Origin of the sequence: Mesorhizobium album (assembly GCF_033977205.1) — a bacterium.
GTDB classification, from domain to species: Bacteria; Pseudomonadota; Alphaproteobacteria; order Rhizobiales; family Rhizobiaceae; genus Mesorhizobium; species Mesorhizobium album.
The window spans coordinates 1-24706 of sequence record NZ_JAVIIW010000068.1; the positions used below are offsets into that span (position 1 = coordinate 1).

28 protein-coding genes and 1 pseudogene are annotated in these 24706 nt (G+C 63.2%); 10 read left to right on the top strand and 19 right to left on the bottom strand.

Going from position 1 to position 24706, the window contains the following annotated elements; translation table 11 throughout:
* The 3 genes from RFN28_RS32360 to RFN28_RS32370 form a co-directional block, all read right to left on the bottom strand.
* Positions 1-524, bottom strand: a 524-nt coding sequence (locus RFN28_RS32360) for a cysteine peptidase family C39 domain-containing protein (RefSeq protein ID WP_320291249.1), incomplete at its 3' end; no start/stop codon positions are given.
* 89 nt (positions 525-613) lie between these two features.
* A complete protein-coding gene (locus RFN28_RS32365) occupies positions 614-4246 on the bottom strand; it encodes a beta strand repeat-containing protein (protein WP_320291223.1) in 3633 nt (1210 codons plus the stop codon).
* A 16-nt stretch (positions 4247-4262) separates the two neighbouring features.
* Positions 4263-4565 carry a hypothetical protein gene (locus RFN28_RS32370; RefSeq protein ID WP_320291224.1) on the bottom strand — a complete coding sequence of 101 codons (303 nt, stop codon included), beginning with the start codon at positions 4563-4565 and terminating at the stop codon, positions 4263-4265.
* A gap of 522 nt (positions 4566-5087) precedes the next feature.
* On the opposite strand from RFN28_RS32370, the gene dusA reads away from it, so the two are divergent.
* The gene (dusA, locus tag RFN28_RS32375; RefSeq protein ID WP_320291225.1) at positions 5088-6083 is read left to right on the top strand and encodes a tRNA dihydrouridine(20/20a) synthase DusA; all 996 of its coding nucleotides are present in this window, start codon (positions 5088-5090) and stop codon (positions 6081-6083) included.
* Between the two features lie 12 nt (positions 6084-6095).
* Here dusA and RFN28_RS32380 read toward each other — a convergent pair whose 3' ends face one another.
* Entirely contained in the window at positions 6096-6800 is a 705-nt protein-coding gene (locus RFN28_RS32380) for a TIGR02281 family clan AA aspartic protease (RefSeq protein ID WP_320291226.1), read from the bottom strand.
* Positions 6801-6813: 13 nt separating this feature from the next.
* Positions 6814-7044, bottom strand: coding sequence for a DUF1289 domain-containing protein (locus tag RFN28_RS32385; protein ID WP_320291227.1), 231 nt, complete (start codon positions 7042-7044; stop codon positions 6814-6816).
* A 159-nt stretch (positions 7045-7203) separates the two neighbouring features.
* On the opposite strand from RFN28_RS32385, the gene RFN28_RS32390 reads away from it, so the two are divergent.
* Positions 7204-8199 (top strand): nicotinate-nucleotide--dimethylbenzimidazole phosphoribosyltransferase, encoded by a 996-nt coding sequence (locus RFN28_RS32390; protein WP_320291228.1) that lies wholly within the window; start codon positions 7204-7206, stop codon positions 8197-8199.
* Between the two features lie 11 nt (positions 8200-8210).
* Here the strand turns inward: RFN28_RS32390 and RFN28_RS32395 are convergent, their stop codons facing one another.
* Complete coding sequence (locus RFN28_RS32395) at positions 8211-9731, bottom strand: sensor histidine kinase (RefSeq protein WP_320291229.1); 1521 nt, start codon at positions 9729-9731, stop codon at positions 8211-8213.
* 76 nt (positions 9732-9807) lie between these two features.
* Between RFN28_RS32395 and RFN28_RS32400 the strand changes: the two genes are divergently transcribed.
* The 4 genes from RFN28_RS32400 to RFN28_RS32415 all read left to right on the top strand — a co-directional run bounded on the left by RFN28_RS32400 (position 9808) and on the right by RFN28_RS32415 (position 12334).
* Entirely contained in the window at positions 9808-10431 is a 624-nt protein-coding gene (locus RFN28_RS32400; RefSeq protein ID WP_320291230.1) for a thermonuclease family protein, read from the top strand.
* A gap of 47 nt (positions 10432-10478) precedes the next feature.
* On the top strand, positions 10479-11090 hold the full coding sequence (locus tag RFN28_RS32405) for a glutathione S-transferase (RefSeq protein WP_320291231.1): 612 nt from the start codon (positions 10479-10481) through the stop codon (positions 11088-11090).
* Between the two features lie 26 nt (positions 11091-11116).
* Positions 11117-11734, top strand: coding sequence for a uracil-DNA glycosylase family protein (locus RFN28_RS32410; protein WP_320291250.1), 618 nt, complete (start codon positions 11117-11119; stop codon positions 11732-11734).
* Positions 11735-11842: 108 nt separating this feature from the next.
* Positions 11843-12334: an Lrp/AsnC family transcriptional regulator gene (locus tag RFN28_RS32415; RefSeq protein ID WP_320291232.1), complete on the top strand. Its 492-nt coding sequence runs from the start codon at positions 11843-11845 to the stop codon at positions 12332-12334.
* Positions 12335-12356: 22 nt separating this feature from the next.
* Here RFN28_RS32415 and RFN28_RS32420 read toward each other — a convergent pair whose 3' ends face one another.
* Positions 12357-12914: a DUF3299 domain-containing protein gene (locus tag RFN28_RS32420; protein ID WP_320291233.1), complete on the bottom strand. Its 558-nt coding sequence runs from the start codon at positions 12912-12914 to the stop codon at positions 12357-12359.
* Between the two features lie 254 nt (positions 12915-13168).
* On the opposite strand from RFN28_RS32420, the gene RFN28_RS32425 reads away from it, so the two are divergent.
* The gene (locus RFN28_RS32425; RefSeq protein ID WP_320291234.1) at positions 13169-14074 is read left to right on the top strand and encodes a DUF7986 domain-containing protein; all 906 of its coding nucleotides are present in this window, start codon (positions 13169-13171) and stop codon (positions 14072-14074) included.
* Positions 14046-14522: a hypothetical protein gene (locus tag RFN28_RS32430; protein ID WP_320291235.1), complete on the top strand. Its 477-nt coding sequence runs from the start codon at positions 14046-14048 to the stop codon at positions 14520-14522. Before RFN28_RS32425 ends, RFN28_RS32430 begins: the two co-directional genes overlap by 29 nt.
* Positions 14523-14576: 54 nt before the next feature.
* Here the strand turns inward: RFN28_RS32430 and RFN28_RS32435 are convergent, their stop codons facing one another.
* From RFN28_RS32435 to moaA, 12 genes are all read right to left on the bottom strand, one after another.
* The gene (locus tag RFN28_RS32435; RefSeq protein WP_320291236.1) at positions 14577-15155 is read right to left on the bottom strand and encodes a GNAT family N-acetyltransferase; all 579 of its coding nucleotides are present in this window, start codon (positions 15153-15155) and stop codon (positions 14577-14579) included.
* Positions 15115-15819 carry a DNA alkylation repair protein gene (locus RFN28_RS32440; protein WP_320291237.1) on the bottom strand — a complete coding sequence of 235 codons (705 nt, stop codon included), beginning with the start codon at positions 15817-15819 and terminating at the stop codon, positions 15115-15117. Before RFN28_RS32440 ends, RFN28_RS32435 begins: the two co-directional genes overlap by 41 nt.
* 6 nt (positions 15820-15825) lie before the next feature.
* Positions 15826-16695: an NAD(P)-dependent oxidoreductase gene (locus RFN28_RS32445; RefSeq protein WP_320291238.1), complete on the bottom strand. Its 870-nt coding sequence runs from the start codon at positions 16693-16695 to the stop codon at positions 15826-15828.
* Between the two features lie 195 nt (positions 16696-16890).
* On the bottom strand, positions 16891-17715 hold the full coding sequence (locus RFN28_RS32450) for an ABC transporter permease (protein ID WP_320291239.1): 825 nt from the start codon (positions 17713-17715) through the stop codon (positions 16891-16893).
* Entirely contained in the window at positions 17712-18428 is a 717-nt protein-coding gene (locus RFN28_RS32455; RefSeq protein WP_320291240.1) for an ABC transporter permease, read from the bottom strand. The genes RFN28_RS32450 and RFN28_RS32455 overlap by 4 nt, the downstream gene beginning before the upstream one ends.
* Positions 18429-18506: 78 nt before the next feature.
* The gene (locus tag RFN28_RS32460; protein WP_320291241.1) at positions 18507-19292 is read right to left on the bottom strand and encodes an ABC transporter substrate-binding protein; all 786 of its coding nucleotides are present in this window, start codon (positions 19290-19292) and stop codon (positions 18507-18509) included.
* A 151-nt stretch (positions 19293-19443) separates the two neighbouring features.
* Entirely contained in the window at positions 19444-19959 is a 516-nt protein-coding gene (gene mobB, locus RFN28_RS32465) for a molybdopterin-guanine dinucleotide biosynthesis protein B (protein ID WP_320291242.1), read from the bottom strand.
* On the bottom strand, positions 19956-20588 hold the full coding sequence (mobA, locus tag RFN28_RS32470) for a molybdenum cofactor guanylyltransferase MobA (protein WP_320291243.1): 633 nt from the start codon (positions 20586-20588) through the stop codon (positions 19956-19958). The genes mobB and mobA overlap by 4 nt, the downstream gene beginning before the upstream one ends.
* Positions 20589-20593: 5 nt before the next feature.
* A complete protein-coding gene (locus tag RFN28_RS32475; RefSeq protein WP_320291244.1) occupies positions 20594-21514 on the bottom strand; it encodes a DMT family transporter in 921 nt (306 codons plus the stop codon).
* A 112-nt stretch (positions 21515-21626) separates the two neighbouring features.
* Entirely contained in the window at positions 21627-21986 is a 360-nt protein-coding gene (locus tag RFN28_RS32480; protein WP_320291245.1) for a hypothetical protein, read from the bottom strand.
* A gap of 114 nt (positions 21987-22100) precedes the next feature.
* Positions 22101-22598 (bottom strand): hypothetical protein, encoded by a 498-nt coding sequence (locus RFN28_RS32485; RefSeq protein ID WP_320291246.1) that lies wholly within the window; start codon positions 22596-22598, stop codon positions 22101-22103.
* Positions 22599-22654: 56 nt separating this feature from the next.
* Positions 22655-23650, bottom strand: coding sequence for a GTP 3',8-cyclase MoaA (moaA, locus tag RFN28_RS32490; protein WP_320291247.1), 996 nt, complete (start codon positions 23648-23650; stop codon positions 22655-22657).
* 195 nt (positions 23651-23845) lie between these two features.
* On the opposite strand from moaA, the gene RFN28_RS32495 reads away from it, so the two are divergent.
* Positions 23846-24199: a gamma-butyrobetaine hydroxylase family protein gene (locus RFN28_RS32495; RefSeq protein ID WP_320291248.1), complete on the top strand. Its 354-nt coding sequence runs from the start codon at positions 23846-23848 to the stop codon at positions 24197-24199.
* Positions 24200-24295: 96 nt separating this feature from the next.
* Positions 24296-24604 (top strand): annotated as a pseudogene (locus tag RFN28_RS32500) (pyridoxamine 5'-phosphate oxidase family protein); the annotation flags it as partial.
* Between the last annotated feature and the right edge of the window lie 102 nt (positions 24605-24706).

The window sequence follows — 24706 nt, forward strand, 5'->3', positions numbered from 1 at the left end:
CGGTAACGCAGGATCGAAGGTAGGAACCAGCGGAATCCGAAAGTTCTGGGGTTTGTGCCTGCCCCGCCCAGACGGCGCGTGACCAGCACGACCTCGCCCGAGGAAAGCGCCGCGATGTCCTCGATCGGCAGCTCCCGGGCAATGCGGCCGATCGGATCGAGCAGCCGCGCGAGCCCTTTCGTGGGTGAGGCTGCCAGCACGCCGAAGGTGCCGTCCTTGAGGCCGATCAGGGCAGGACAAGGAACGGCGGCGAGCCGCTTGGCCGTGACACGGCGCAGGATACGCGAGCGCAGCTCCAGGATGTTGGCGCCGCGGACAACATCCTCGGCCGCGGCGAAGCGCCCCGTCAGCGCGAGCTGATGGCGCATCTGCGCAGGGTCGGCGGCGATGCGGTAGTATCCCGCGATCACCGCAAGCCCGGCCAGGCCGGAGTCGATGGGCGTGAACGGCTGCGCGGGATCGACCCGCGAAAGCTCGATCGTAGCGCGCGCTGCTTGGGGCGGCGGATCGGCTTCCGCGGTCACCCCGGTCAAGTCACTGTTCCCTTGGTCCACTGCCACCCCCCGAAAAAGGGGCCGAGCCGGGGGGCCGGCTCGGCCGAAGCCGCAAACCGCTACACTGTGGGCGCCGTCAGCTTGACGTTGAGCGTGCCGGTCGAAGCCTCGATCAGGTTGCCGCTCTGGTCGACGTTCGTGCCGCTGCTGAACGCGTCATAGTCCTGCAGCGCGAGGTTGAACGCCATGTTGACGTCCGACCCGGCGGCGAACGTCGCGGCGGACACCGCGCCGACGTCGAACGAGTCCTTATTGTTGTAAGGGGTGCCGATGTTGGTCGCCAGCAGCCGGTCGAAGCTGCCCGCCGTGCCGACGAGGATATAAACCCCCGGGACGTCTTGGAGGCCGGTTACGTCAACGCCGCCGGAGTCGGTTGTGCCTGCGGTAGGGGCGAAATCGACCGACACGGTCTCAATCGTGTTGCCGTTCAATTTGACTTGGTAGTTGCTCGCATCGGCGGTGAAGTCGGCGAGGGTGCTGGTGATATTGCCGCTGCTGTCCTCCGTCACGATCTTGACTTCATTGATCGTCTGCTGGTTGGTGTCCGTCGTCTGTAAGGTTGTGGCATTCGTTGGGACGTTGTACGCGTCGAAGCGGATGTCGACAGTTTTCCCGGTCGGGTTGACCTGTGCGAGCGTGAAGCCGGCGTTGGTGACCTCATAGTGATCGGCAAAGCTGAGGTTGCTCAGCGACGACATCGCCGTCTTCGTGCTGATCGAGCCGACATGGTCGACAAAGTCAATGCGGATCGCCCCACCCGGGGCGACCGCCTGTTTGTCGGTCCCCACTCCGATCGAACTCGGGTTGACGGTGTCGGTGCCGGCGACCTTGCCGGTGAACACAACCGACTGAGTGTTCTGGACAGGTCCCGGAGGGAAGTTGCCGGGCCCGGGGGTGAACGGGAGCGCGAACCACGAATAGTCGCCGGCCGGTACGTCCGCGAAATCGCTGAAGTTGAGGCTCGAGCCGTTGCCGATCGCCTGGAGCAGGTTGAAGGTGTACTGATCGTTGGCGTGATCGAGGGTGATTGTGAACACCTCGTCCGCCGTATTGACGGATCCCGGCGCGCCACCGGGAAGCCCGGCGCCGGTCTGATCGGTCGTCGCCGTCAGCGTGCCCGTGCCGAACCCGAACAGGAAAATGTCGCTCCCGTTCGCTTGCAGGTTCTGCGTCGAGCCGCCGTCGAGTTGGCCGGTGAGGTTCGCGCCATCCGTGCCGATGAAGCTCAGCGCACCGAAGCCGTCCGCGCCGGCGTGCTGATCGATGGCGAGCGTCGTATAGGGATCTGCGGTGTTGTCGGTCAGATCCTTGGTGATCGGAGACTGGCCGGCCTTGTCCAGGAAGTTGTCGGCGCTGGTGATCGCGGACGGCGCAAAGTTCTCCGGCACGTCGTCGACGACCTTGACCGTCCACGCCTTGGCGGCGGCGTTCACCGTGCTGCCGTCGTAGTCGCTCGCCTGCAGGATCGCGCTGAAGTCGATCGTCGTGTTGCTCGAGTCGTTCGCGCCCGGCGCGTGATCGATCGGTGCCGAGAGCGTCAAGGTCCAGGCGCCCGTCGCCTCGGTCAGCTCCATCTTGAACACGGTCGTCGCTCCCGCCTTGGCGGTCAGGGTGTCGACGCCGCCTGCGCTCGCGACCGAGTAGGTTATCAGCGTCCCGCCCGACTTGAGGTTTTGGCTAGCGAGGCTCGAAGTGTCGCTCGACAGTGTGAACGAGAGAGGCACGTCCGCGCCCGCGGTAAAGAGCGACGTGACGCTCCCCGAAGCGGTCGCGGTAGCGCCGGCTGGGTCGAGATTGTTCGCGGAGTTGGTCGAAAGCGCGTCTTCGTGGACCGTTCCCTTCGTGGTGTTCGCCGTCGCGGCCGGCTGGTCGTCGATGATGGTCAGCTTCAGGGCGTTTGCGGCGGCCGTGGCGGTATCGCCGGCAGCAAAATTGCCATCGGCATCGGTTGCCTGGACGAGCTTGCTGACGTCGATAGAGAACTTGCCCTCCGGCGTGCCGTTCTGCGGTGTTTCGTTATCGATCGGCGCCAAAAGCGTGAAAGTGTAATTGCCGGCGTTCGCACCGTTCTCGATCAGCGATAGCGTAAAGACGGTGGTCGAGTTCGCCGACGCTGTCAAAGTATCGGTGGTGACGCCGCTAAGGTCGGTGGCGCTCGTCACCAAATAGGTCACCGTCGTCCCGCCCGACTTCAAGTCCGTCGGCAGGCTGGAGGTGTCGGTCGAAAGCCGGTACGTGAGCGGCGTGTCGGTGCCCGGATTGAACAGGTTCGACACATTGCCGGTGGCCGAGCCGCTGAAGTTCGTCTCGCCGGGGTCCACGCCGACCAGCGCGTCCTCGTCGACCGTCGCCGTCTGCGTATTGCCGCTCGTGCTCGGCACGCTGTCCTCGAAGATGATGTGTGAGCCGATTTCCGTGCTGCTGGTGTTCGTCTGGACCAGGGTCTCCGAGGCGTTGAGAATATCGAAGCCCGTGCCCTTGGCGGCGACGCCGAAGCTCGTGTTGGTGACGTTGCCGACCACGAACTGGTCGAAGTTGCTGCTCGTGTAGAACGTGATCTTGTCGCCCGTCTTGAGGCCGTCGACTTCGCCGGTAAGGACGCCGCCGCTCTTGACGAAGGTTACGCCGTTGGCATTGCCTGTGTCCGAATCGGCGCTCTGAGTGCCCGAGATGACGATTCTGGTGATCTGCACGTCATGCGCGCTGACATTCGTCTCCGGGTCCGCGCCAGTGCCGGTGAACGTGGCGTTGGTTTCTTCCTGAGCGTAGATTTGGATGTTGACCGCGCTGTGGGTCGGGTTCGTCTGGCTGATATCGAAGCTCCCCTGGTTGCCTTGCACATAGACCAGGCTGTTGAGCGAATTGTCGGTGAGGAACGCGCTGTCCTTGGTGCTGCCGCCGGTAAAGCCGCTGACGAAATCGAAGCGCAGCGCCCGGCCGGGGGTGATCGACTGGCTGTCGCTGCCGAGGCCGACCGTGCTCGTATTGACGGTGTCGGGACTGGACGTGCTCTTATCGAGCCCGGTGACGAGGACGGTGTCCCCGGAGACAGAGTCGTGGAAGGGCAGCCAGTAATTCTGTCCGGGCTGCTTGGTGGCGAAGTTGAAATTTGAGGTCGTTGTGGATGATCCGCTGACGTAGACGAGGTTGGTGAGATCGAGGGTGTTCGCGTCCTCCCCCACGGCCGGGTTCTTGTTGGTGAGCGCCTCGTACTGCACGATCCAGATCGTCGCGCCGGAGTTCGTCGGCTGTAGCAATAGCGAGAAAGCGACTGTGCCGTTGGGGTTCGCGACGCCGCCGCTGCCCTCGCGGCCGAGCACGATGTCGGGGTTGCTCGGATCGGAGTAGAGGAAGATCTCGTTGCCGTCGATGGCCTTGAAGCCCGTGTCGACGCCGCTCAGGGCTCCGCCGCTGCCGTCGCTGAAAATCAAATTCGACAGGTCGCTGCTGACGATCGCGTCCTTGGAGATGCCGATCGCCTGGGTCGTGCCGTTGGCGCCATTCGTCGTGGTATCTGGATAAATGCCCAGCGTCTTCAGTTCTGCGCCAAGCGACGACGCGGTGGAAATGCTGCCCTGGAAAGTGGATAGGATGACGTTGTCGTCGGAATCGGCGGCATCGCTGTCTGTCGCAAGAAACGTCAGTCCTAGGTTTTCGTCCTCAATGACGTTGCCGGTGATGGTAAGTGACATGGGTGTAGCTCCCTGCTCAGCGGCCGTTGCGCCGCGGCGTTCCTGTTTCGCAGTCTCGATTGCCAATGATCACTGAAGCCATCCAAGTGGATGGGGGCCTCGACGCGGGTGATGGTTTTCCGGCGCGTGCCGTGGCCTGCGCGAAGTCGGCCTGGAAGGTGACCTCCGGTGAGGTCAGTCCGCCCGGGCCCTCGCGACTTATGAGATATTTCAGCGTGGTGTTGGGGCTGCGCGGCGTCGCGGACGGATCAACATGACCGTCCGTGAGGCCGGAGGGCTCGTCGACAATGATGTCCTGGGTCAGGATGCCGAGCGCCATCGAGCTAGTCCCTGGTTTCAATGCGACAGGCGCGAGATCAGCCCCAACGCTGGCAACCGGCCGCACGGGCGCGCATTCGCTGGCAGCCAGCGCTGCGCGCCATCGTTAAAGGAAACTGGGGTGGTGAAATGACCTAGTAGGGGGTAGAGGGTATCGGGAGAGCCGCCACTTCTCCCCCGCGCCTTGCCCCCTTAGGCATTGGCGGGCGGATGCGTCCTGTGCGCATCGGCGACCCACCATTGGCGGGCGCCAAGGATCAACGATGAGGGCATACTCAACCCCGCCCCTCTTCCACAGGCATGACTGCCTGTACGCCTCCTGCTCACAACACGAGCAATCGAAAGTTTACTCTTATTTGTGGAAAGTTGAAATCAGTCGATTGATTTTTTCACAAATCTGTGAATGGGAAAATGGTCCCCCGGTGAGGGGGGACTTTTGTCCCTATGATTCGAACTGTTTGAAATCAAAAGAGAATACACTAGATCGTACGCGCGGATTTGACTGCGGGACCTGCCGGCAACAATGAATAGGCCAATTCAGACGACGCTTGCTATTGCACCTATGATGGATTGGACGGACCGGCATTGCCGGTTCTTCCACCGCCAGTTGACGCGCCGTGCGCTGCTTTACACCGAGATGGTTGTGGCGGATGCGGTCATCCACGGCGCGCGCGAGCGATTGCTTGGATTCGACGACGCCGAGCATCCGGTTGCGCTGCAACTCGGCGGTTCGGATCCGCGAAAGCTTGCCGAAGCGGCAGCGATCGGTGAAGCCTTCGGCTATGACGAGATCAACCTCAATGTCGGCTGCCCGTCCGACCGCGTTCAGTCGGGTACGTTCGGCGCTTGCCTGATGAAGACGCCAGTGCTGGTGGCCCAATGCGTCGCGGCGATGAAAGCCGCGGTCAATATCCCCGTCACCGCCAAATGCCGCATCGGCGTCGACGACCAGGATCCCGAACCCGCTCTCGACACGCTGGCCGACGGCGTCCTCGCGGCCGGTGCCGACGCGCTTTGGGTGCACGCCCGCAAGGCGTGGCTGGAGGGGCTCAGCCCCAAGGAAAATCGTGATATCCCGCCGCTCGACTATCCACGCGTCTATCGCCTGAAGGCCAGAAAGCCGAACGAATTCATCGGCATTAATGGCGGCATTCAATCGCTGGAGGAGGCATCGGCGCATCTTGCTTACGTCGACGGCGCCATGCTTGGCCGCGCCGCCTACCACACGCCGGGCATTCTTACCGGCGTCGACGCCGCATTCTATGGCGAGCCGTCCGTCGCCTTCGACTATGCGGCACTGATCGAAGCCATGTCCGGATACGCTGCGCGCCATATCGAGAAGGGTGGGCGGCTCGGCCATGTCACACGCCACATGGTCGGGCTGTTCCATGGGCTGCCGGGCGCGCGACGTTACCGGCAGATCCTGTCCACCGATGCCAACAAACCCGGCGCCGGGCCGGAGGTGCTGAAGGCGGCGTTCGCGGCGATAGATTTCGCGGCGGAAGTCGAGGCAGCCTGACGTGAGACAGATCTAATCGCGCAGGACCATCCTGTCGCCACGAACGTCGAAGCCCGACAGCGAGCCGATGAAGTTCATGCCAAGCAGGCTTTGCTCAAGCATGCCGGGTGCGGCCACCATCACCGACATGTCCTTGCGCACGATGCCGCCGATCGCCACCTCATCGGTCCTGACGGTGGCCGCGCGCGCCATGCCGTTGGCGGTCGAGACGTCCACGGTGAAGCTGAGCGCCGCCGGGTTGAAGCCCGCCGCCTGGGCGTCCTCTGCGGTCAGCACAGTGCTGGTCGCGCCGGTGTCGACCACCGCCCGCACCGGGCTGCCGTTGACCAGTATGCGCGCCTCGAAATGGCCGTTGTCGGCCTTGTCGAGCGTGACCGTGGCATGGCCATTGTCCACGCCCAACGCCAGCGGACTGCCCGGAACGAGGCCGGCGGTGACGCGGCTGGCAACGTCCTGCAGCTCGTAGCGGTATTGGTAGGCGGCGATCAACGCCAGCACGATCGCCGCCCAGATGCCGAGATTGCGCGCCATACCGCCGGGCGGCCGGCCCGAGCGGACAACGCTGGCGCCAATCACCGCTACCAGGACGCCCACCCAGATAAGCCGGCTGAAATCGCGGTTCGCGATGCCGAAGGTGCTGCCGGCGGAATCGTTCATCATCAGCAGGATCAGCCCGGCGCCGATCACCAGCATGACGATCCAGAACAGGCGGTTCATGGCCGGCCCTTTCTCACAGCACGCCGCGCTCGCGCGCCATGCGGGCGCGCCGCGTCTCGCGGCGTGGCCGACGCTCGACCGTCTCGAGTCTGGCCGGCAACTCGGCCATGACCGCCCGCCGGACTTCCGGCGTCATCACGAGCCAGCCGGCGATCTCGTCGCGCGTGCGGCCGCAACCGAAGCAGAAGCCGGTTTTCATGTCGATCGAGCAGACGAGTATGCAGGGAGACTCGATGGCGGTCATGCTGTTCTCTTGCCTTCACTCCACATGGTGCAACCGCAAAGCCAATGCAAGCCCTCCGCAATGCGCCGCCAGCCAGCGCTTTCGCGGCATTGCTGGCGGTTGTGCCGAGCCGCGAACGCGGCTATGCCGCTGCCTTCTCCAGCAAGAACCGCATCCGACATGACCGCAAAGCCTTTCGATGATTTCCGCAACCTGCTCGCAACGCTGCCGCCGGGCGACACCACCGCTGAAGCCCGCGTGTGGGCGCTGTTTGCCAAGGCCGACAAGCCGAAAGCCTCGCTGGGACGGCTCGAGGACATTGCCGCCTGGCTTGCGGCCTGGAGCGGGCGCGCGCCGCCGGCCGTCAACCGGCCACTGGTGGCGATCTTCGCCGGCAATCATGGCGCGGTACGGCACGCCATTTCTCCACGGCCGGTGGCGGCGACCGCAAATGCGGTCGAGCTTTGCGCTGCCGGGGGTGCTGCGATCAACCAGGTCTGCATCGCCAACGACCTCGGGCTGAAAGTCTTCGATCTGGCGCTGGATATTCCAACAGGAGACATCACCGAGGAAGCGGCGTTGGACGAGCGCGGCTGCGCCGCCACCATGGCCTTCGGCATGGAAGCGGTCGCGGGCGGCGCCGACCTTCTTTGCCTGGGCGATCTCGGCGTCGGCAATTCCACCATCGCAGCCGCCCTTTGCGCCGCGCTGTTCGGCGGCAAGGGCGCCGACTGGGTCGGGCCGGGATCGGGCGCGGATCAAGCGATGATCGCGCGCAAGGCCGAGGTGGTCGACCGGGCGCTTGCCTTCCACGGCGCCGGCCTCGGCGATTCGCTCGAAGCCTTGCGCCGGGTCGGCGGCCGTGAGTTCGCCGCGATCTGCGGCGCCATTCTGGCTGCCCGCATGCAAAAGATCCCCGTGCTGCTCGACGGGTTCGTCGCGACTGCCGCGTCCGCGGTCCTGCACAGGACCAATCCTTCCGCTCTCGACCATTGCCTGCTCGCCGGCCTGTCGCCGGAGCCCGGCCATGCCAAGGTGGCGGAACGGCTTGGTCTGCGGCCGGTGCTCGATCTCGGCGTCAGCCACGGCGAAGGGGTAGGGGCTGGACTTGCCGCCGGTCTCGTCAACGCTGCTGCGCTCACAAGCTCGGGCATGGCGGCGGCGGTTCGGACCTAAGAGATTCCCAGTTAGCGCCGGCGAGCCGCAACCGCCTTGGTGGGCAGCGCCGGCAATTCCTCCATCACCCGGCTCAGCGGGAAGATGGCGATTGCCTCGGTGCCTTCGCGCAGCTTGGAATGCAGCTCGAACTCGCCGCCATGCATGTCGAGCAGGCCCTGGACGATCGGCAGGCCGAGACCGGTTCCCTGCTCGGCGCTCTTGATGGCGATCGAGCCCTGGCCGAAGGCGGAAAGCACCACCGGGATTTCCTCTTCCGGAATGCCGGGCCCGTTGTCCTTGACCGAGATGTACTGGCCGCCGCCCGCCGTCCAGCCGACGCGCACGCGCACCTCGCCGCCCGACGGCGTGAATTTGATTGCGTTGGACAGCAGGTTGAGCGTGATCTGGCGGATAGCCCGCTCGTCGCCGAACAGGCGCGGCAGGGTCGTCTCGAATTCCTGGATGATGCGGATATCCTTGTTGCGGGCCCTGAGCTCCATCATGTGGCAGCAATCCTCGACGATCGTCACCAGCACAACCGGTTCCTCGTTGAGCTGATAGCGGCCGGCCTCGATGCGCGACAGGTCGAGGATCTCGTTGATCAGGTCGAGCAGGTGCTGGCCGGATTCATGCACATCATGCGCATAGTCGCGATAGGTCGGGTTGTTCATCGGCCCGAGCACTTCATTGGCCATCACTTCGGAGAAGCCGAGGATGGCGTTGAGCGGCGTCCGGAGTTCATGGCTCATCGAGGCGAGAAATCGCGATTTTGCTAGATTGGCGTCCTCGGCGCGCCGCCTGGCCTCGTCGGACATCGATTTCGCCGTCTCCACCTCGGCAATCAGCGCGTCCTTTTCGGAGCGGAAGGAGAGGATCATCCACGACGCCTGGTTGAGGTGGCGCGCGACATAGCCGAAGAAGGGCAGGGCTGCGACCAGAAGCGCCGCCATGATCCCTTCGATCGGCATCCACAAGCGTATGACGGTATACACATAGACCGCGACCGGGATGGCGAAGGTCGCAAGCAGGGCGCCGCCCAGCGAGGATGCCATCACGGCCGTCGTCGCCATGGCAACCAGAAGCACCATGGCCTTGGCGACGTGGAACTGGTCCACCTGGCATGTGTTGCAGCCGAGCCATGCGAACCAGGCCCAGCCGAGACCGCAGAGCGAATGGCCGATCAGGAACTCGCGGTGCGTCCGCACGGGGTCGAGCTCGGCTGCTTCCATGCGCTCGACGCGCCGCGCCATGAAGGCGACGATGGTGTAGCAGAGCAGCGTGAACAGCGCCCAGACCGTAACCTGCCTGTCTAGGCCGGCAAGACGGCCGACCGCCGCCACGGCAAGCACCAGCAGCGGGATCGCGGCCGCGCTGACCACCATGGCACGCGCATGCAACTTGAGGAGCTCGCGGTCGAAATCGAGGCTGCCGGCCTGCTGCGAAAGACGGTCACGCGTCCTGCGCACCGCGCGGGCCACATCGCTGTTGCGATGCGGTTTCCTGCGGTCCACAATGAATTTGTCCGCTGTGTCCGAGCGTAGCAAAGGCATGCAAGTTCGATTTCCGCGCGCGGCGATTTTCAGTTTCGTTAAGCTACGTTCGAATGATTAAGAGACTGTTTGCCATATGAGCCGCTCCTGGTCGCGAGGACCGCGCCGGCGATATGCACCGGCTCCGCCGCGAAGCCTCGGAAGCAGACTGCTGGATTACGCGCTGACCGCAGTCGTGCTTGGCCTGTTCATCCTGGTCGCGGCGCGGCTCGAGCGTTTCGAGATGCGTAAGGAGCAGGGCATGGCGGTCGTCAATGACGGCGATTCGATCACGCTGGGCACGGAGCGCATCCGCATGCGCGGCATCGATGCTCCGGAATACATGCAGACGTGCCGCAAGGATGGCGCCGACTATGCCTGCGGCAAGCTCGCACGGCAGTCGCTGGTGCGGCTGATCGCCGGCAGGCCGGTTTCCTGCAGCGGGTGGCAGCGCGACCGCTACGGCCGCCTGCTCGGCGACTGCAAGGCAGGCGACACCGACCTCAACGGCGCGCAGGTGCAGGCCGGATGGGCCATCGCTTTCGGCGACTTCGAAACCGAGGAGGCTGTTGCGCGGGCCGCCAAGGCCGGCATCTGGGCCGGCTCCTTCGAAGAGCCGCAGGACTGGCGCGACAGCCACCACGATCAACCGGTCGAGAGGAGGCACGGCACATTGGCTTCGCTTGGCGATGCGCTGCGCGAGCTTGTTCGCTTCTGGTGATGCTCTGAAGGGCGCCCTATGATCAGGGTGAAAGATCGGAGAATGGAATGAAGCTGTTCGATGGCGGCCGCGCGCCCAATCCCAGGCGGGTTCGGGTTTTCCTGGCTGAAAAGGGCATCGCCGTTCCGCTTGTGCCCGTCGACATGGGCGCGCTGGAGCATCGCGAGGAGCCGGTGGCATCGCGCAATCCGCTGCGCCGGCTGCCGGTGCTCGAGCTCGACGACGGCACCATCATCACCGAATCCATCGCCATCTGCCGCTATTTCGAGGAGTTGCATCCCGAGCCCGCCTTGTTCGGAAAAGGCGCGCTCGGCAAGGCCATGGTCGAGATGTGGCAAAGGCGCATGGAGTTCAACCTCTTCAGTTGCGTGGCCGCCGCCTTCCGGCACATCCATCCGGCGATGAAGGACTGGGAGGTGCCGCAGATCCCGGAATGGGGCGAGGCCAACAAGCCCAAGGCCATCGAATTCCTGCATCTCCTCGACCGCGAGCTGGCGGACAGGGAATTCGCCGCCGGCGACGCCTACTCGGTCGCCGACGTAACAGGGCTGATCGCCATCGATTTCATGAAGCCGGCACGCATCAAGGTGCCCGAGGAGTGCGCGAACGTGCTGCGCTGGCACGCCGCGCTCTCCAGCCGGCCAAGCGCAGCTGCCTGAGCCACGTCGTGGACCAACTGCGTGACATGACCGACGAGCTTGAGCGCCTGACGGCGCGGGTGCGAGCCTGCCGCATCTGCATCGAGCATCCGCGCGGCAAGCCTTTGCCACATGAGCCGCGGCCGGTGCTAAGGCCTTCTTCGAGCGCGCGCATCCTGCTCGCCAGCCAGGCGCCGGGCACCAAGGTGCACATGTCGGGCATGCCGTTCACCGACGCTTCGGGAGATCGGCTGAGAAGCTGGCTCGGTGTCAGCAGCGACGAGTTCTACGACACGGAAAAATTCGCCATCGTGCCGATGGGTTTCTGCTTTCCGGGGCAGGATGCCAAGGGCGCCGACCTGCCGCCGCGCCGTGAATGCGCGCCGGCCTGGCGCGCTGAGCTCATGGCGCTGATGCCGCAGATCGATCTGGTGCTGACGATCGGCGGCTATGCGCAGTCCTGGCACATGGGCGCCGCGCGTGGGGACTCGCTGACGGAAACAGTCAGAAGCTGGCGTGCGATCTGGGATGCGGCAACTGGTCCGAAAGTGCTGCCCCTGCCGCATCCGTCATGGCGAAACACCGGCTGGCTGAAGAAGAATCCCTGGTTTGAAATGGATTTGCTGCCATTCCTGAGGTCGGAAATCCGCTATCGCATCGGTTAGGCCTCCGGCAAGAAATCACTCGCTTTTGCCGCTGTTGGCAGAATTTCTTTCTTGTGAAAGGCCCCAATAAAAGGGAATATAGCGAAACTATTCCCCTGGAGTCTCCCGATGGACCGCCTTGATCGAAAAATTCTCCGCCTCCTGCAGGAGGACGCGACACTTGCGGTGGCCGATGTCGCCAAGAAAGTCGGCCTGTCGACGACACCGTGCTGGCGGCGAATCCAGAAGCTCGAGGAAGAAGGCGTCATCCAGCGGCGCGTCGCCATTCTCGACCACGAGAAGGTCAATGTGCGCGTCACCGTCTTCGTGTCGATCCGCACCAACTCGCACAGCCATGAATGGCTGCGGCGCTTCTCCGAGGTCATCCAGGAATTCCCGGAGGTGGTCGAGTTCTACCGCATGAGCGGCGATGTCGACTATCTGCTGCGCGTCGTGGTGCCCGACATCGCGGCCTACGACGCCTTCTACAAGCGGCTGATCGCCAAGATCGAGATCCGCGACGTGTCGTCGTCCTTCGCGATGGAGCAGATCAAATACACGACCGAAATCCCGCTCGACTACATGATCCTGGACAAGGAGGCGGGCGCGAACGCGGCGTGAGTGCTTTCGGAAGCGACAGGGCTTAATTCTTCTTTTTGTTGAGGAAATTCCACGGCGAGTTGACCGGCAGCGTGACGGCATCCGGCACGCTGTCGACATCAGCCACCTCGGCCTTGCGCACCGTGTAACCCGACTGGACGATCAAGACGCCGTCGAGGATGAAGAGCTGGCTCTTCTCCATGCCGGACTTCAGCACACCGGTGACCGACACCGGCTGGTATGCTTGCGCCATCTTGTAGGGATGGGCCGGCGTCACCAGCACGATCTGGTTGGGCGGCGGCGTCGGCATGTGACTGCAGGCGCCGGTCCACGGCACCAGCAGGAACTGGTAGACGAGGTCGCCCTCGCGATCGACCGGCAGCGCATAGCCTGCCAACTGCACCGTCTTGTCCTGCAGGCTGAGCGACAGCGTTTCGCCATGATCGGGCAGCTTGGCCGCGATCATCGGCAGGTTGGCGTCCGCGGCGACGGCCTGCGTCGCCGGGCGCAGATCCTTCCAGAAGATGTGCGCGGTTTCCGCCGAGGCGTGACTGACGCCGAGGCCAAGTACCGCGGCGATGATCGCGCCTGGGTTGTTCATTGGCTGCATTCTGGCCGGTCTGTGATTGCGAGAGAGTAAAACTGCCGTAATCTCGAAGCATTTTCCAGCCCGATGGGATTAGTCAGAGGCCACAGGAGCGCTCTAGCGGAACGTCGCGCTGAAGGAACACCCTGGGAAAAACGTTGTTCACGTCTTGCCTAGTCGTGGGAACGGCGCTGAAAATACCCCGATGATATGGTGGCAGCGAGCCAGTGTCGCGCCATCCCCGGCGCACACGTACCTGGAGAAGTTCCATGCCGACCAGCCATGATCTCAGCGGGCTGATGAAATTTCTCGCCCGTGACGAATGGCGCGAATGCTTCGAGGCAGTTTTGAACGAGCATTTCGGCCCGGTCCTCGACGAGGGCGAAGGGGAGTTTGAAGATCTTGCCGAAGTCGTCGGCGATTACTGGACGATGGCCCTTTGGGGCTGCGCTTTCGAGGATTTCCTAACGCAGGATTTCGAGGGTGAACCCAGCAACATGGTCGATGAGTATCTGAAGCGCCGAGGCTGGAAGGAAAGCGCGCAATCAAGGGCGTATATGGTGGCGCTGCGCACCTCAGCCATGAGTTTGTATGAGGTGAGCGACGTCGTTCCAGGAACGTCTTTTATGGCACGCGACCTTATCCGAGGTGGCGAGCCGATCGCCGTCAGCGAGGGCACTGCCACCAAGACTTTGAAGCAGTGGGACAGGCTTGCCGCGCGGATCGTCCCCGTCATGGGCAAAAACGTCATGGCCGGCGGTGTCTTGCCCTTTACCCCCCAGGCCACCGAAACATTGTTCGATGGGCTGCGGGGCCTGTTCGGCAAAAGAAATGCGAAAAAGCTACCGGCCATCAAGGATGACGAGCTGCAGGCTGCAGCATTCATGTTCACGCTCTCATGGTTGTTCGATACCCTCGGAAGGGCGGCGGGGCCTCGGCTGCAAAACACCGATGGTGACGAAATCGTATTCCACAACGTCCGCTTTCCGCTTGTAGCAGGCGTGAAAACAGGAGGACATCGCGGCCCGATTGAACAATATTCCAGCCTTGTCGCAGGCGGACGCGAAATTCTGGAACTGGCTGGAAGAGACCCCGAAAGGCAGGGACAAATCAAAAGCGGCGACCGCTCGTGCCATAGACACCACGATGGACAACGGTCCGCTCGTGCTGGGTAATGTCGAATTGAAGGGCCGTTTCCTGCATCTGTCGGCCAATTCCGCAGCTCGGGCGGCAAGAGGGACGGCTTTGATCCAGCAGGCTCTTGGCGATCTTGTCAGGACACCCCTAACAGAAATCCGCACTGTCGAGCAGATGAAAGCCGAACGGCCACGTAAAGGTGCCGAATCATCGCCATCGAACATCCTGCCGGAAGTCACCGAACAGAGCATCCACGAATACTTGGATCGGCATTATCTGGAAACGCTCGATCAGCCGGTCAAAATGTTGGGGAACAAGACACCGCGCCAAGCTGCCAAAACCGCAGCCGGTCGCCAAAAAGTCGCCGATTGGTTGAAATATCTCGAAAACCAGACTGCCAAGCAGCCTGATCCGGCCCATCCGATGGCAACCTATAGCTTCGGGTGGATGTGGAAAGAACTCGGGGTTCATGACCTGCGGCGATAGCAGCTGGGATATCCTTGCGCGGTAGCAACGGCGTCAAGGGCGTCCAATCACCAGTTAGCGCATGAGCCGCATCACATGCCGCCGTGCGCCGGCCGTGCCGACCTCATGAAAGCCGCGGGCGACGAACATGTCGCGAAAACCCATGAAGCGATAGCTCGGTGCGGCCTCGTCTACCGGATAGGCCTCAATGGTAGAAGCGCCTTTGGCGAAGGCATGGTCGATGGCGGCATCGAGCAAGGCCGAGGCGAGGCCGCCGCCGCCCAAGGCCCTGGGCACGTAGAAGCAGACGATCGACCAGACGCCTGTTTCGCTGTCGTCCTGCTGCTTCGACAGCCTGCGATAGGTCTCGCGCGGCGCGACCGAGCACCAGCCGACTGCTCTGCCGTCGAGCTCGGCGACAATGCCGACCTGCGTGCCTGCCTCGATCAGCGCCATCATCATGCGCTTCTTCTCGTTGCTCTGGATGTGCTCGCGGCTGGAATGACGCCATGCCATGCACCAGCAATATTTCGGCGCGCCCGGCTGCTCGAAGAGGTTTTCGAAACGCCCGCGCGTTTCCCGCGTCACCTCGGTGAAGCGGATGTCGGCGAGGTTATGTTTTTGCGGCTGCGAGCCGTTCGAGCTGTTTGGCATCGGAGAGTTCCCTCACCGCATCCTTGCCGATCCAGCGTGCCGCCTTGTCGGACGATGCGGCCAATTTCCCGGCCAGCGCAAGGGCATGAGCGTGCAGCGCCGTCGACCGCTTGCCGATCTGCCGCAACGCCCAGTTCACGGCCTTGCGGACGAAGTTGCGCGGATCGCTCGCATGCTTCTCGATCAGCGGCAGATAGACAAGGAAGGTCGCGTCCGGCTCCTTCTTCAGGTGCACCGCGCCCCACGCCAGCATGGCAAAAGCGGTGCGGCGGACGAACTCGCGCTCGTCCTCGGCGAACTCCGCGATCAGCTCGCGCCAGAAGGGCGTTTCGGCAAACAGGTCCGCGACCGTGTCGACGATCTCCCAGCTGTCGAAATCGGCGGCCCAGCGCCGGCATTGACCGATGTCGAGCTTCTTCGGCTCGCCGGTAAAGGCGGCCATCAGCCGTGCCTCGCGGATGCCGCTCTCCCACAGAAGCAGCGAGCGCGCGTGGTTTTTCTTCAGCTTGCGCGCCAGCGGGCGCAGGTCGGAATTGCCGACGCCGAGCGCGCTTCTTGTGTTGATGCCGAACCGCGCCATGCCGGCGCGGTTCTCCTCAGTGCCGATCGAGCGCAAATGGGCGACGATGTCGTCGGCGCTCCAGCTCGGATCGGGCAGGGCCATCGCCGTCTATTTTTCCAGGCGCGCCAGCAGCGAGGACGTGTCCCAGCGCCTGCCGCCCATGTCCTGCACGTCCTTGTAGAACTGGTCGACCAGAGCCGTCACCGGCAGCTTGGCGCCGTTGCGGTTGGCCTCCGCCAGGCAGATGCCGAGATCCTTGCGCATCCAGTCGACCGCGAAGCCGAAATCATATTTCCCGGCATTCATCGTCTTGTGGCGGTTTTCCATCTGCCAGGAGCCGGCGGCACCCTTGGAGATCACGTCGATGACCTTCTCGATGTCGAGCCCGGCCTTTTTGCCGAAATGGATGCCTTCGGCGAGCCCCTGGACAAGGCCGGCAATGGCGATCTGGTTGATCATCTTGGTGAGCTGGCCGGCGCCCGCCGGCCCCATCAGCCCGACCATGCGGGCATAGGCGTCGATGACGGGCCTGGCCCTGTCGAAGGCGGCCTGCTCGCCGCCGACCATGACGGTCAGAACGCCGTTCTCGGCGCCCGCCTGGCCGCCCGAGACCGGCGCGTCGAGAAAGGAAAAGCCGGCCTTCTTAGCCGCTTCGTCCAACTCGCGCGCGACTTCGGCCGAAGCCGTGGTGTTGTCGATGAAGACGGCGCCATTCTTCATCGCGGCGAAGGCGCCCTTGGCACCGGTCGTCACCGAGCGCAGGTCGTCGTCATTGCCGACGCAGGAGAACACGAAATCCTTGCCCTCGGCGGCCTCGGCTGGCGTCGGCGCCAGCCTGCCGCCATGCTGGGCCACCCACTGCTCGGCCTTTGCCGCGGTGCGGTTATAGACGGTGACGTCGTGGCCACCCTTGTTCTTGAGGTGCCCGGCCATCGGGTAGCCCATGACGCCAAGAGCGAGAAATGCAACCGATGCCATAAGCCTGCCTTCCAACAAAACAGAGATTTCAGTGGCGGAAGGTCTAGGCCATGCGAAAAATTCGTCAAGGCACGCAGCGCCGCATCGACTGGTGCAGGCGGTGCCAGAGTGGTTCAGCTTAGAGACCGCTCTAATTCTGCTTTTCGCAATTCCAGGAAAACCGCTACGCACCTTTCCTGGTATTGCTCAGGCGCTCTATCGCTTGAGGTGAATGGTGATCCGCCGCTCGATCCATTCGACGCCGTGGCGCAGGATCTCGACCAGCACCAGATAGACCATCGCCACCCAGATATAGGCCTGGATGTCGAAGGATTTTGCGTAGGCGAGCTTGGCATTGCCCATCAGGTCGTAGACGGTGATTATGGCAACGATTGCCGAGGCCTTGATCATCAAAATGAGCTCGTTGCCGTAAGGCCGCAGCGCCACGATGATTGCCTGCGGCATGACGACCTTGCGCAGCGTCTGCAGCTTGTGCAGGCCAAGCGAGGCAGCGCCTTCCCATTGACCTCGCGGAACACTTTCGATGGCGCCGCGCAGGATCTCGGCCTGGTAGGCAGCGGTGTTGAGCGAGAAGGCAAAGACGCCGCAGTAAAACGCCTCGCGGAAGAACCACCATAAACCGACCGTCTCGAGCTCCGGCCGGAACGAGCCAATGCCGTAATAGACCAGATAGGTCTGCACGAGTAGCGGCGTGCCGCGGAAGAAATAGACGTAGCAATAGGCCAGGCCGGACAGGATGCGGTTCTTGGACATGCGCCCATAAGCGACTGGCAGCGACAGGATCGCGCCGGTCACCATCGAAATGATCACCAGCGACAAGGTGGTTCCCAGTCCCTGCAGATAGGCCGGCGCGTATCTGGCGAAGAAATCGGCATTCCAGGCGTGGACCAGATAGGCCACGATGCCGATGCCGAAGAGGACCCAGAGGCCGACCAGCGCGTAGCCGATGATGCGGACACGTGGCCAGCCGCGAGCCTGGGGCGGTGGCCTGTCAACCGCAATAGCCTGGCTGACGCTCATCGCGCCTCCCTCCGCCCGAGCGAGCGCTGGATATAGCCGGTGGCGACCGAGGACAGGATGGCCAGCACAAGGAAGACCAGCGCTGCGACGCTGTAGAAGAGGAAGGAATGCTTGGTGACGCGCGCCGCGACACCGGCGTTGCGCAGGGTTTCCGCGAGATTGACGACCGACACCAGCGAGGTGTCCTTGAGCAGGCTCAGCCAGCAATTCTCCAGACCGGGGAAGGCGATGCGCAGCAGTTGCGGCAGGATCACCAGGCGCATCGTCTGCCATTTCGAAAGGCCGATGGCATAGCCGCCCTCATACTGGCCCTTGGGGATGGCGCGAAAGGCGGAGAGAAAGACCTCGCTGGCGTAGGACGAGAAAATCAGCGACAGCACGATCATGCCGGCAATGAAGCTGTTCACGTCGATCGTCGCCTCGGGTTCGAACAGGCGGACGACATATTGCAGCAGCAGCGGCATGCCGAAGAAGAACAGGAACAGCGTCACCAACTCGGGCAGGCCGCGAAAAACAGTGGTGTAGATGTTGGCAGCGAGCCGCAGCGCGGGCTCTTCGTGCTGCTTGGCGAAGGCGACGAAAAAACCGATCGTCAAGCCGATCGGCAGCGTGGCCAAGGCCAGCGCTATCGTGACCAGCACGCCAGAGGCGATATCGTCAACCCAGCCATCGGGCCCCCAACTGAGAAGTGTCCAAATGCTTTGGGCCGGCATTGGCGGGGCGTGTCTCCGTGGCGATCCTGGACTGGAGGAAGGGCGGTGAGGTGATCCTCACCGCCCTGAGCGCAATGATCAGGACTCGGCGCCGTAGACGTCGAACTTGAAGTACTTGTCGTTGATTTCCTTGTACTTTCCGTTCTTGCGGATAGCGTCGATCGCGGAATTCAGCTTGTTGACCAGGTCCGTCTCGCCCTTGCGCACGGCAATGCCGGCGCCGGGTCCGAAGATCTCGACCGGCTGCGGCGAAGGCTGGCCGAGGATCTTGCAGCAGGCGCCGTCGGGCGAATCGAGCCACTGCTGCAGCACCACGATATCGTCCTCGATGGCGTCGAGACGGCCGTTGGCGAGATCTGCCTGCTCTTCGGGGCTGCTCGGATAGCCCTTGATGGTGCTGTCGGTATAGGTCTTCGAGGCATAGTTGAAATGCGTCGTCGTGGTGGCGACGCCGATCGTCTTGCCTGCGAGGTCTTCCTTGGTCGTGCCCTTGAGCGTCGAATCTTTCGGCACGGCAATCGCCGACGGCGTGTTGTAGTATTTGTGGGTGAAGTCGACCTTTTCCTGGCGCTCGGGCGTGATCGACATCGAAGCGACGATGGCGTCGAACTTGCCGGCCTGCAGCGCCGGAATGATGCCGTCCCAATCCTGCGCGACGAAGGTGCACTTGACCTTCATTTCATCGCAGAGCGCTTTGGCGATATCGATATCGAAGCCGACCAACTGGCCGTCCGAGGTGAGGTTGTTGAAGGGCGGGTACGCGCCTTCGGTGCCGATCCTCAGGGTTTTTTCCTGAGCCTGGGCAACGCCAAGTGTCAGCAGCGCGGCCGAAGCGGCAAGCGCGATACGCAGTGCAATACGCATGATAATCCTCTCATATTGTCATGGCCGCTGTCCCGTGCGGCTCTTGTGGGCGGAGCTTTTTGACCGCCCGCTGCGTCGGATACTCCCATTCTTTCCAAGAAAAAAGCAACTGCAAATCAACAGCAAACGACAATCACAGCGTGCCGTTGCATTACTTGCCTTTTGCGACGAGCCCGGCTGCGCGCTCGATAAAGTCGGCTATCGATTTCGTGTCGTCGAGGTCGAAGACCGGCAGGGTTTCGCCTTCGACTTTGAAATCCGCGGCGATGGCGACGATGTTCGGATCGCCGGCCGCAAGCGACGTCCGATCCTTGGCGTCAAGCCGTCTCGCCTCGATCTTCTTGTGGGCCTCGCGCTTGTAGCCTTCGACGAGCACGATGTCGGAGGGCGCCAGCCGCGCCAGGATTTCGTCCAGTTTCGGCTCGTCCTCTTGGCGCAGCTCGTGCATCAATGCCCAACGCCGGCCGGAGACGACCGCGACCTCCGTGGCGCCGGCCTGGCGGTGGCGGAAGCTGTCCGTGCCTGGTATGTCGATGTCGAAGTCATGATGGGCGTGCTTCACGGTCGAGACCGTCCAGCCGCGCTGCGCCAGTTCGGCGACCAGCTTCTCGGTCAGTGTCGTTTTGCCGGAGTTCTTCCAGCCGGTGATGCCGAACACGCGTCTCATGGCCGGAGGCTTTGTGACACACGCTCGGCCTCGGCAAGGTCGTCCGGCGTGTTGATGTTGAAGAACGGGTCGATACGCTGGCCTTCGGCTTCGATCATCGGAAACTCCACCTCGACAAAACCGTGCCGCTCCATGAAAGCCGAAACCCGGCGGTTGTCTTCTTCGACCAGGAAATGGCGCAGGGCATTGCCGATGCCAAGAGGCCACAGCGCGAAAGTGGGATGCCATCTGCCGTCGGAACTGGCGACGGCGATCGCGCCTGGCCGCTCGTGGGCGGCAGCGGCCAATCGCTCAACGAGATCGCCGGGGAAGAACGGCGTGTCGCCGGCCGCGGTCACCAGCGAGCGGCAGGACGTGTTCGTCGCCGCCCATTCGAGGCCGGTGAGGACGCCGGCCAGCGGGCCGGCATAGCCGGGCACCGTATCGGCAAGTACCGGAAGATTTGTGCCGGCAAACCGCGCGGGGTCGCCATTGGCATTGAGCGCCAAGGTGGCAACTTGTGGTCTGAGACGCGCGGCGACATGGTCGATCAGCCTGGCTTTGCCCAGCGAAAGCAGGGGCTTGTCGCCGCCGCCCATCCGGCGCGACTGGCCTCCCGCCAGGATGATGCCTGCAATGCTCCGGTCCATCGGGCCTATATGCCGTCCGGCGCCATGTCGGGTCCAGCGCTTTCGGCGGCAGGCTGCCGCCGGCCGACGACGCGCTCGCGGTAAAGCGCATAGAGGCCGGAGCCGATGATGATCGCGGCGCCGGCGATCATCGGCAGATCAGGGATGTCGCCGAAGATGACTAAACCGAGCAGGATCGACCAGAGCAGCGCGGTATAGCGGAAGGGCGCGATGAAGGAGATGTCGCCCGAGCGCATCGCCATGATGATGAACTGATAGCCGATCAGCACCAGCACCGCCGCCAGCGCCAGCAGCGCCGTCGCCTTGCCGCTCATCGGCGTCCAGCCGCCCATCGGCGACAGCAGCAGCGCGCCCAGGATGGTCATGGCCAGCGCGGTTGCCGTCGACACCAGCATGGTCGGGATCGCCTGCGGGATCCGCTTGGTGGCGAGATCGCGCACGGCGCAGCAGGCAACGCTCGTGAGCGCCAGCAGCGAATAGACGGAGAAGCCTTCGAAGCCAGGCCGAACGATGATCAGAACGCCGGCAAAGCCGACGGCAATTGCGAGCCAGCGTCGCCAGCCGACGCCTTCGCCGAAGAACAGCGCGGCGCCCATCGTCACCGCAAGCGGCAGCGCCTGCAAGACGGCCGAGACATTGGCGATCGGCAGATGGGCAAGGGCGACCAGAAACGACACCGTCGCGCCGGCTTCACCGGCGACGCGCACGGCCACCATCGGCTGCAGCATGGCGCCGGGATCGGCAAGCGCGCCGCGCCGCCAGGCGGGCAGGCCGACGAAGAGCGAGGCGAAGGCGCCCCGCACAAGCATGACCTGCGCCATGTTCATCGATTCGGAGGAGAACTTGGTGATCGCGTCGTTCAAGGTGAAGCCGATCATGGCCACAACCATGAACAGCGCGCCGCGAAGATTGGGCGAGAGAGGCAAGGGCGTTTCCAGTTATGCTTGGATCAAGCCTCTAGCAGGCAAGCTGGAAACAGCAACGCCAAAGGAATGGGCCACAGCATTGTTGTGGCCCAGCTCGACTGAACCGGCGGCCTTATTTCTTGGGCGTCAGCGTCTCGGTGCCGTTGCCGTCCTTGCCGGCGATGGTCCAGAGCCCGTGCAGCGATCCGTCATCCTCCACCTTGTAGACGACGAGGCCGATTTCCTTGCCCATCACATAGCCTGCCGAAAAGGCATTGTCGTTGCGCATGCAGATTCCGTCCGAGGTCGATCCGCCCGTCTCCCAATGGATCGTGCAGGTCGTCTCGCTGGTCAGCGTGATGGTTGCTTCGCCACCGTAAGACGAGCCGTCGAAGTTGGTGCCGGAAACCGTATAGGTGCCGCCAATCGACTGGGCGGCGGCGGGCATGGATGCAACCCCAAGCATTGCAAATGTAAGGATGAATTTCTGCATGAGTATCCCCCTGGATGCGAAAATCGCTTCCGGAGGCTAGGCCGGAACGGACCGGCGGTAAATCGGGCGGAAGTCCGCGCGAAAGGTTTTATTTTGCAGCGCGTCGCGCGTGCCTCAAGGGCCGCGCAGGCTGGCCGCGATGGTGCCGGTGAGCGGATCGTATTTCGCCTTGAGCGACGAAGGATATTCGATCCAGACGCTGCGGATGACGCCGTCCTTCCCGAACAGGCGCCGGTCGTAGAAGATCTTATCGCCCTTGACGCCGGAGAGCACCGCCCAGTTCTTGCCGGTCTTGCTGTAGGTCACCTTGTAACCCGGCCCGGTATTCGCCTTTTCGCCGGCGACGAAGCTCTTCGGCGTGTCGTTGTCGATGTTGTAGATGCCGGAGCAGATAAGGCTGGCGCCGTCGGGGCTCAGCCATTCTTGCCCATCGCCATTTTCGGGCTCCGGCAAGCGGTCGCTGAAAATCTCGTCGGGAAAGGTGCAGGCGGTGCCGAAGCGGGCGTTGACGTAGGTGAACGGCTTCGCGATCGCTGTTGTCGCGACGCTCGCCAGCAGCGACGACAAGGCGATCGCCAAAGGCGCCTTTTGGATGAGATGAAGACGTTTCATGGTGCTCCCCCAAGGTCCGTGACCGAGGGTGATCCTGCACCAAATCGGAGAAAAAATCAGCCGCCGGTAACGCTCATGTGCCGCGACACCGACGGGCGGCGGGTGCGGCGGTCGATGATGAAATCATGGCCCTTCGGCTTGCGCCCGATCGCCTCGTCTATCGCATCGCCGACCAGCTCGTTGCTTTCGGAGGCGCGCAGCGGCGCCCTGAGGTCGGCGGCGTCCTCCTGGCCAAGGCACATATAGAGGGTGCCGGTGCAGGTCAGCCGCACGCGGTTGCAGCTTTCGCAGAAATTATGCGTCATCGGCGTGATGAAGCCGAGCCTGCCGCCGGTCTCGGCGATATGGACGTAGCGGGCAGGACCGCCGGTCTTGTAGGGGATATCGGTCAGCGTGAACTGGCGCTCCAGCGAAGCGCGCAGCAGCGACAGTGGCAGGTACTGGTCGGTGCGGTCGGCATCGATCTCGCCCATCGGCATGGTTTCGATGACGGTGAGATCCATATCACGGCCATGCGCCCAGCGCAGCATCTCGGGGATTTCGGCATCGTTGAAGTCGCGCAACGCCACGGCGTTGAGTTTGACCTTAAGCCCCGCCGCCTGCGCGGCGTCGATGCCCTCCATGACCTTGCCGAGATTGCCCCAGCGCGTGATCTGGCGGAACTTATCGGCGTCGAGAGTATCGAGCGAGACGTTGATGCGCTTCACTCCACAATCGGCGAGTTCGGCGGCAAAGCGCGATAGCTGCGAGCCGTTGGTAGTGAGCGTGAGTTCGTCCAGCGCGCCGCTCTTGAGATGCCGCGACAGCTGGCGAACCAGATGCATGATGTTCTTGCGCACCAGCGGCTCGCCGCCGGTTAGCCTCAGCTTCCTTACGCCCTTTTCGATGAAGACGGTGCAAAGCCGGTCGAGCTCCTCGAGCGAGAGCAGGTCCTTCTTCGGCAGGAAGGTCATGTCCTCGGCCATGCAATAGGTGCAGCGGAAATCGCAGCGGTCGGTAACCGACACGCGCAGATAGCTGATCGTGCGACCAAAGGGGTCGATCATGTCCATTTGCAAGCGTTTCCTGCGGCCTGAGCGGCGTCGTTATATATCGCTATGTGATACGATCCGGTTCCGCATTCAAGATAGAAGGTCTTGATCTTTGGTAACATTCCCCGACCGACATTCTCTGTCGGCTGCCTTGCATGGCCTTTCCGTCTGGCGCGAAGCGGCGTAGGGAAGGGCGCAACGCACATAGGAAGAAACATGACGGCGCCGAAGGAACTGAGGGTCTCGAAAGACCGCAAGCTGCTCACCGTGACCTTTCCCGGGCATGAATCGTTCGAATTGCCGGCGGAGCTGCTGCGCGTCGCCTCGCCCTCGGCGGAGGTGCAGGGCCATTCGCCGGACCAGCGCGTGACCGTGCCCGGCAAGCGCAACGTCGCGATCCTCAAGATCGAGCCGGTCGGCAACTACGCGGTGCGCATCACCTTCGACGATTTCCACGACACCGGCATCTTCACCTGGAACTATCTTCACACGCTCGGCCATGAGAAGGACGAGCGCTGGAACGCCTATCTCGCCGAGCTGGCCGAGAAGGGGCTCAGTCGCGATCGCTAGCCTGGCAAGTGGAAATCGAATTTCGGGTGACCGGCTGTCGTCAGGGCGTCATGGACATGAAGTAGCGCCGGCGAAAGGTCGGGAGGCGAAAAAGGGATGTCGCTCATCACATCGGTCGAACAGCTCGAGGCGCTCTACGGCCTGCCCGGCGAGGCCTCGCTGGTCAAGGAACTCGACCATGTGATTCCCGAATATGCCGCCTTCATCGAGGCCTCGCCCTTCGTGGCGCTGGCGACCAGCGGGCCGGAGGGGCTGGACTGCTCGCCGCGCGGCGATCTTGCCGGTTTCGTGCGTCTTATCGACGAAAAGACGCTGATGATGCCCGACAGGCGCGGCAACAATCGCGCCGATTCGCTGAAGAACATCATTCGCGATCCGCGCGTCGGGCTGCTGTTCCTAGTACCTCTGCACAGAGGATTTGACGGTTTCGATGGGTTGTAGCCTGGGTAGGCTGTCGGGTTCGACGAGCAGTTCGATGCTGCGCGCGAGGCCCGGTTGCTTGCGGAT

Excerpts from the sequence above, each read along its gene's own strand:
- RFN28_RS32450 (WP_320291239.1), bottom strand. The coding sequence starts at position 17,715 with ATGAGCGTCAGCCAGGCTATTGCGGTTGACAGGCCACCGCCCCAGGCT.
- RFN28_RS32405 (WP_320291231.1), top strand. The coding sequence starts at position 10,479 with ATGAAGCTGTTCGATGGCGGCCGCGCGCCCAATCCCAGGCGGGTTCGG.
- RFN28_RS32455 (WP_320291240.1), bottom strand. The coding sequence starts at position 18,428 with ATGCCGGCCCAAAGCATTTGGACACTTCTCAGTTGGGGGCCCGATGGC.
- RFN28_RS32440 (WP_320291237.1), bottom strand. The coding sequence starts at position 15,819 with ATGGCCCTGCCCGATCCGAGCTGGAGCGCCGACGACATCGTCGCCCAT.
- RFN28_RS32385 (WP_320291227.1), bottom strand. The coding sequence starts at position 7,044 with ATGACCGCCATCGAGTCTCCCTGCATACTCGTCTGCTCGATCGACATG.
- RFN28_RS32485 (WP_320291246.1), bottom strand. The coding sequence starts at position 22,598 with ATGAAACGTCTTCATCTCATCCAAAAGGCGCCTTTGGCGATCGCCTTG.
- RFN28_RS32410 (WP_320291250.1), top strand. The coding sequence starts at position 11,117 with ATGACCGACGAGCTTGAGCGCCTGACGGCGCGGGTGCGAGCCTGCCGC.
- RFN28_RS32435 (WP_320291236.1), bottom strand. The coding sequence starts at position 15,155 with ATGCCAAACAGCTCGAACGGCTCGCAGCCGCAAAAACATAACCTCGCC.
- RFN28_RS32380 (WP_320291226.1), bottom strand. The coding sequence starts at position 6,800 with ATGAACCGCCTGTTCTGGATCGTCATGCTGGTGATCGGCGCCGGGCTG.
- RFN28_RS32420 (WP_320291233.1), bottom strand. The coding sequence starts at position 12,914 with ATGAACAACCCAGGCGCGATCATCGCCGCGGTACTTGGCCTCGGCGTC.
- RFN28_RS32390 (WP_320291228.1), top strand. The coding sequence starts at position 7,204 with ATGACCGCAAAGCCTTTCGATGATTTCCGCAACCTGCTCGCAACGCTG.
- RFN28_RS32395 (WP_320291229.1), bottom strand. The coding sequence starts at position 9,731 with ATGCCTTTGCTACGCTCGGACACAGCGGACAAATTCATTGTGGACCGC.
- RFN28_RS32495 (WP_320291248.1), top strand. The coding sequence starts at position 23,846 with ATGACGGCGCCGAAGGAACTGAGGGTCTCGAAAGACCGCAAGCTGCTC.
- RFN28_RS32460 (WP_320291241.1), bottom strand. The coding sequence starts at position 19,292 with ATGCGTATTGCACTGCGTATCGCGCTTGCCGCTTCGGCCGCGCTGCTG.
- mobA (WP_320291243.1), bottom strand. The coding sequence starts at position 20,588 with ATGGACCGGAGCATTGCAGGCATCATCCTGGCGGGAGGCCAGTCGCGC.
- RFN28_RS32445 (WP_320291238.1), bottom strand. The coding sequence starts at position 16,695 with ATGGCATCGGTTGCATTTCTCGCTCTTGGCGTCATGGGCTACCCGATG.
- RFN28_RS32430 (WP_320291235.1), top strand. The coding sequence starts at position 14,046 with ATGGACAACGGTCCGCTCGTGCTGGGTAATGTCGAATTGAAGGGCCGT.
- RFN28_RS32425 (WP_320291234.1), top strand. The coding sequence starts at position 13,169 with ATGCCGACCAGCCATGATCTCAGCGGGCTGATGAAATTTCTCGCCCGT.
- RFN28_RS32400 (WP_320291230.1), top strand. The coding sequence starts at position 9,808 with ATGAGCCGCTCCTGGTCGCGAGGACCGCGCCGGCGATATGCACCGGCT.
- RFN28_RS32480 (WP_320291245.1), bottom strand. The coding sequence starts at position 21,986 with ATGCAGAAATTCATCCTTACATTTGCAATGCTTGGGGTTGCATCCATG.
- RFN28_RS32365 (WP_320291223.1), bottom strand. The coding sequence starts at position 4,246 with ATGTCACTTACCATCACCGGCAACGTCATTGAGGACGAAAACCTAGGA.
- moaA (WP_320291247.1), bottom strand. The coding sequence starts at position 23,650 with ATGGACATGATCGACCCCTTTGGTCGCACGATCAGCTATCTGCGCGTG.
- mobB (WP_320291242.1), bottom strand. The coding sequence starts at position 19,959 with ATGAGACGCGTGTTCGGCATCACCGGCTGGAAGAACTCCGGCAAAACG.
- RFN28_RS32370 (WP_320291224.1), bottom strand. The coding sequence starts at position 4,565 with ATGGCGCTCGGCATCCTGACCCAGGACATCATTGTCGACGAGCCCTCC.
- dusA (WP_320291225.1), top strand. The coding sequence starts at position 5,088 with ATGAATAGGCCAATTCAGACGACGCTTGCTATTGCACCTATGATGGAT.
- RFN28_RS32415 (WP_320291232.1), top strand. The coding sequence starts at position 11,843 with ATGGACCGCCTTGATCGAAAAATTCTCCGCCTCCTGCAGGAGGACGCG.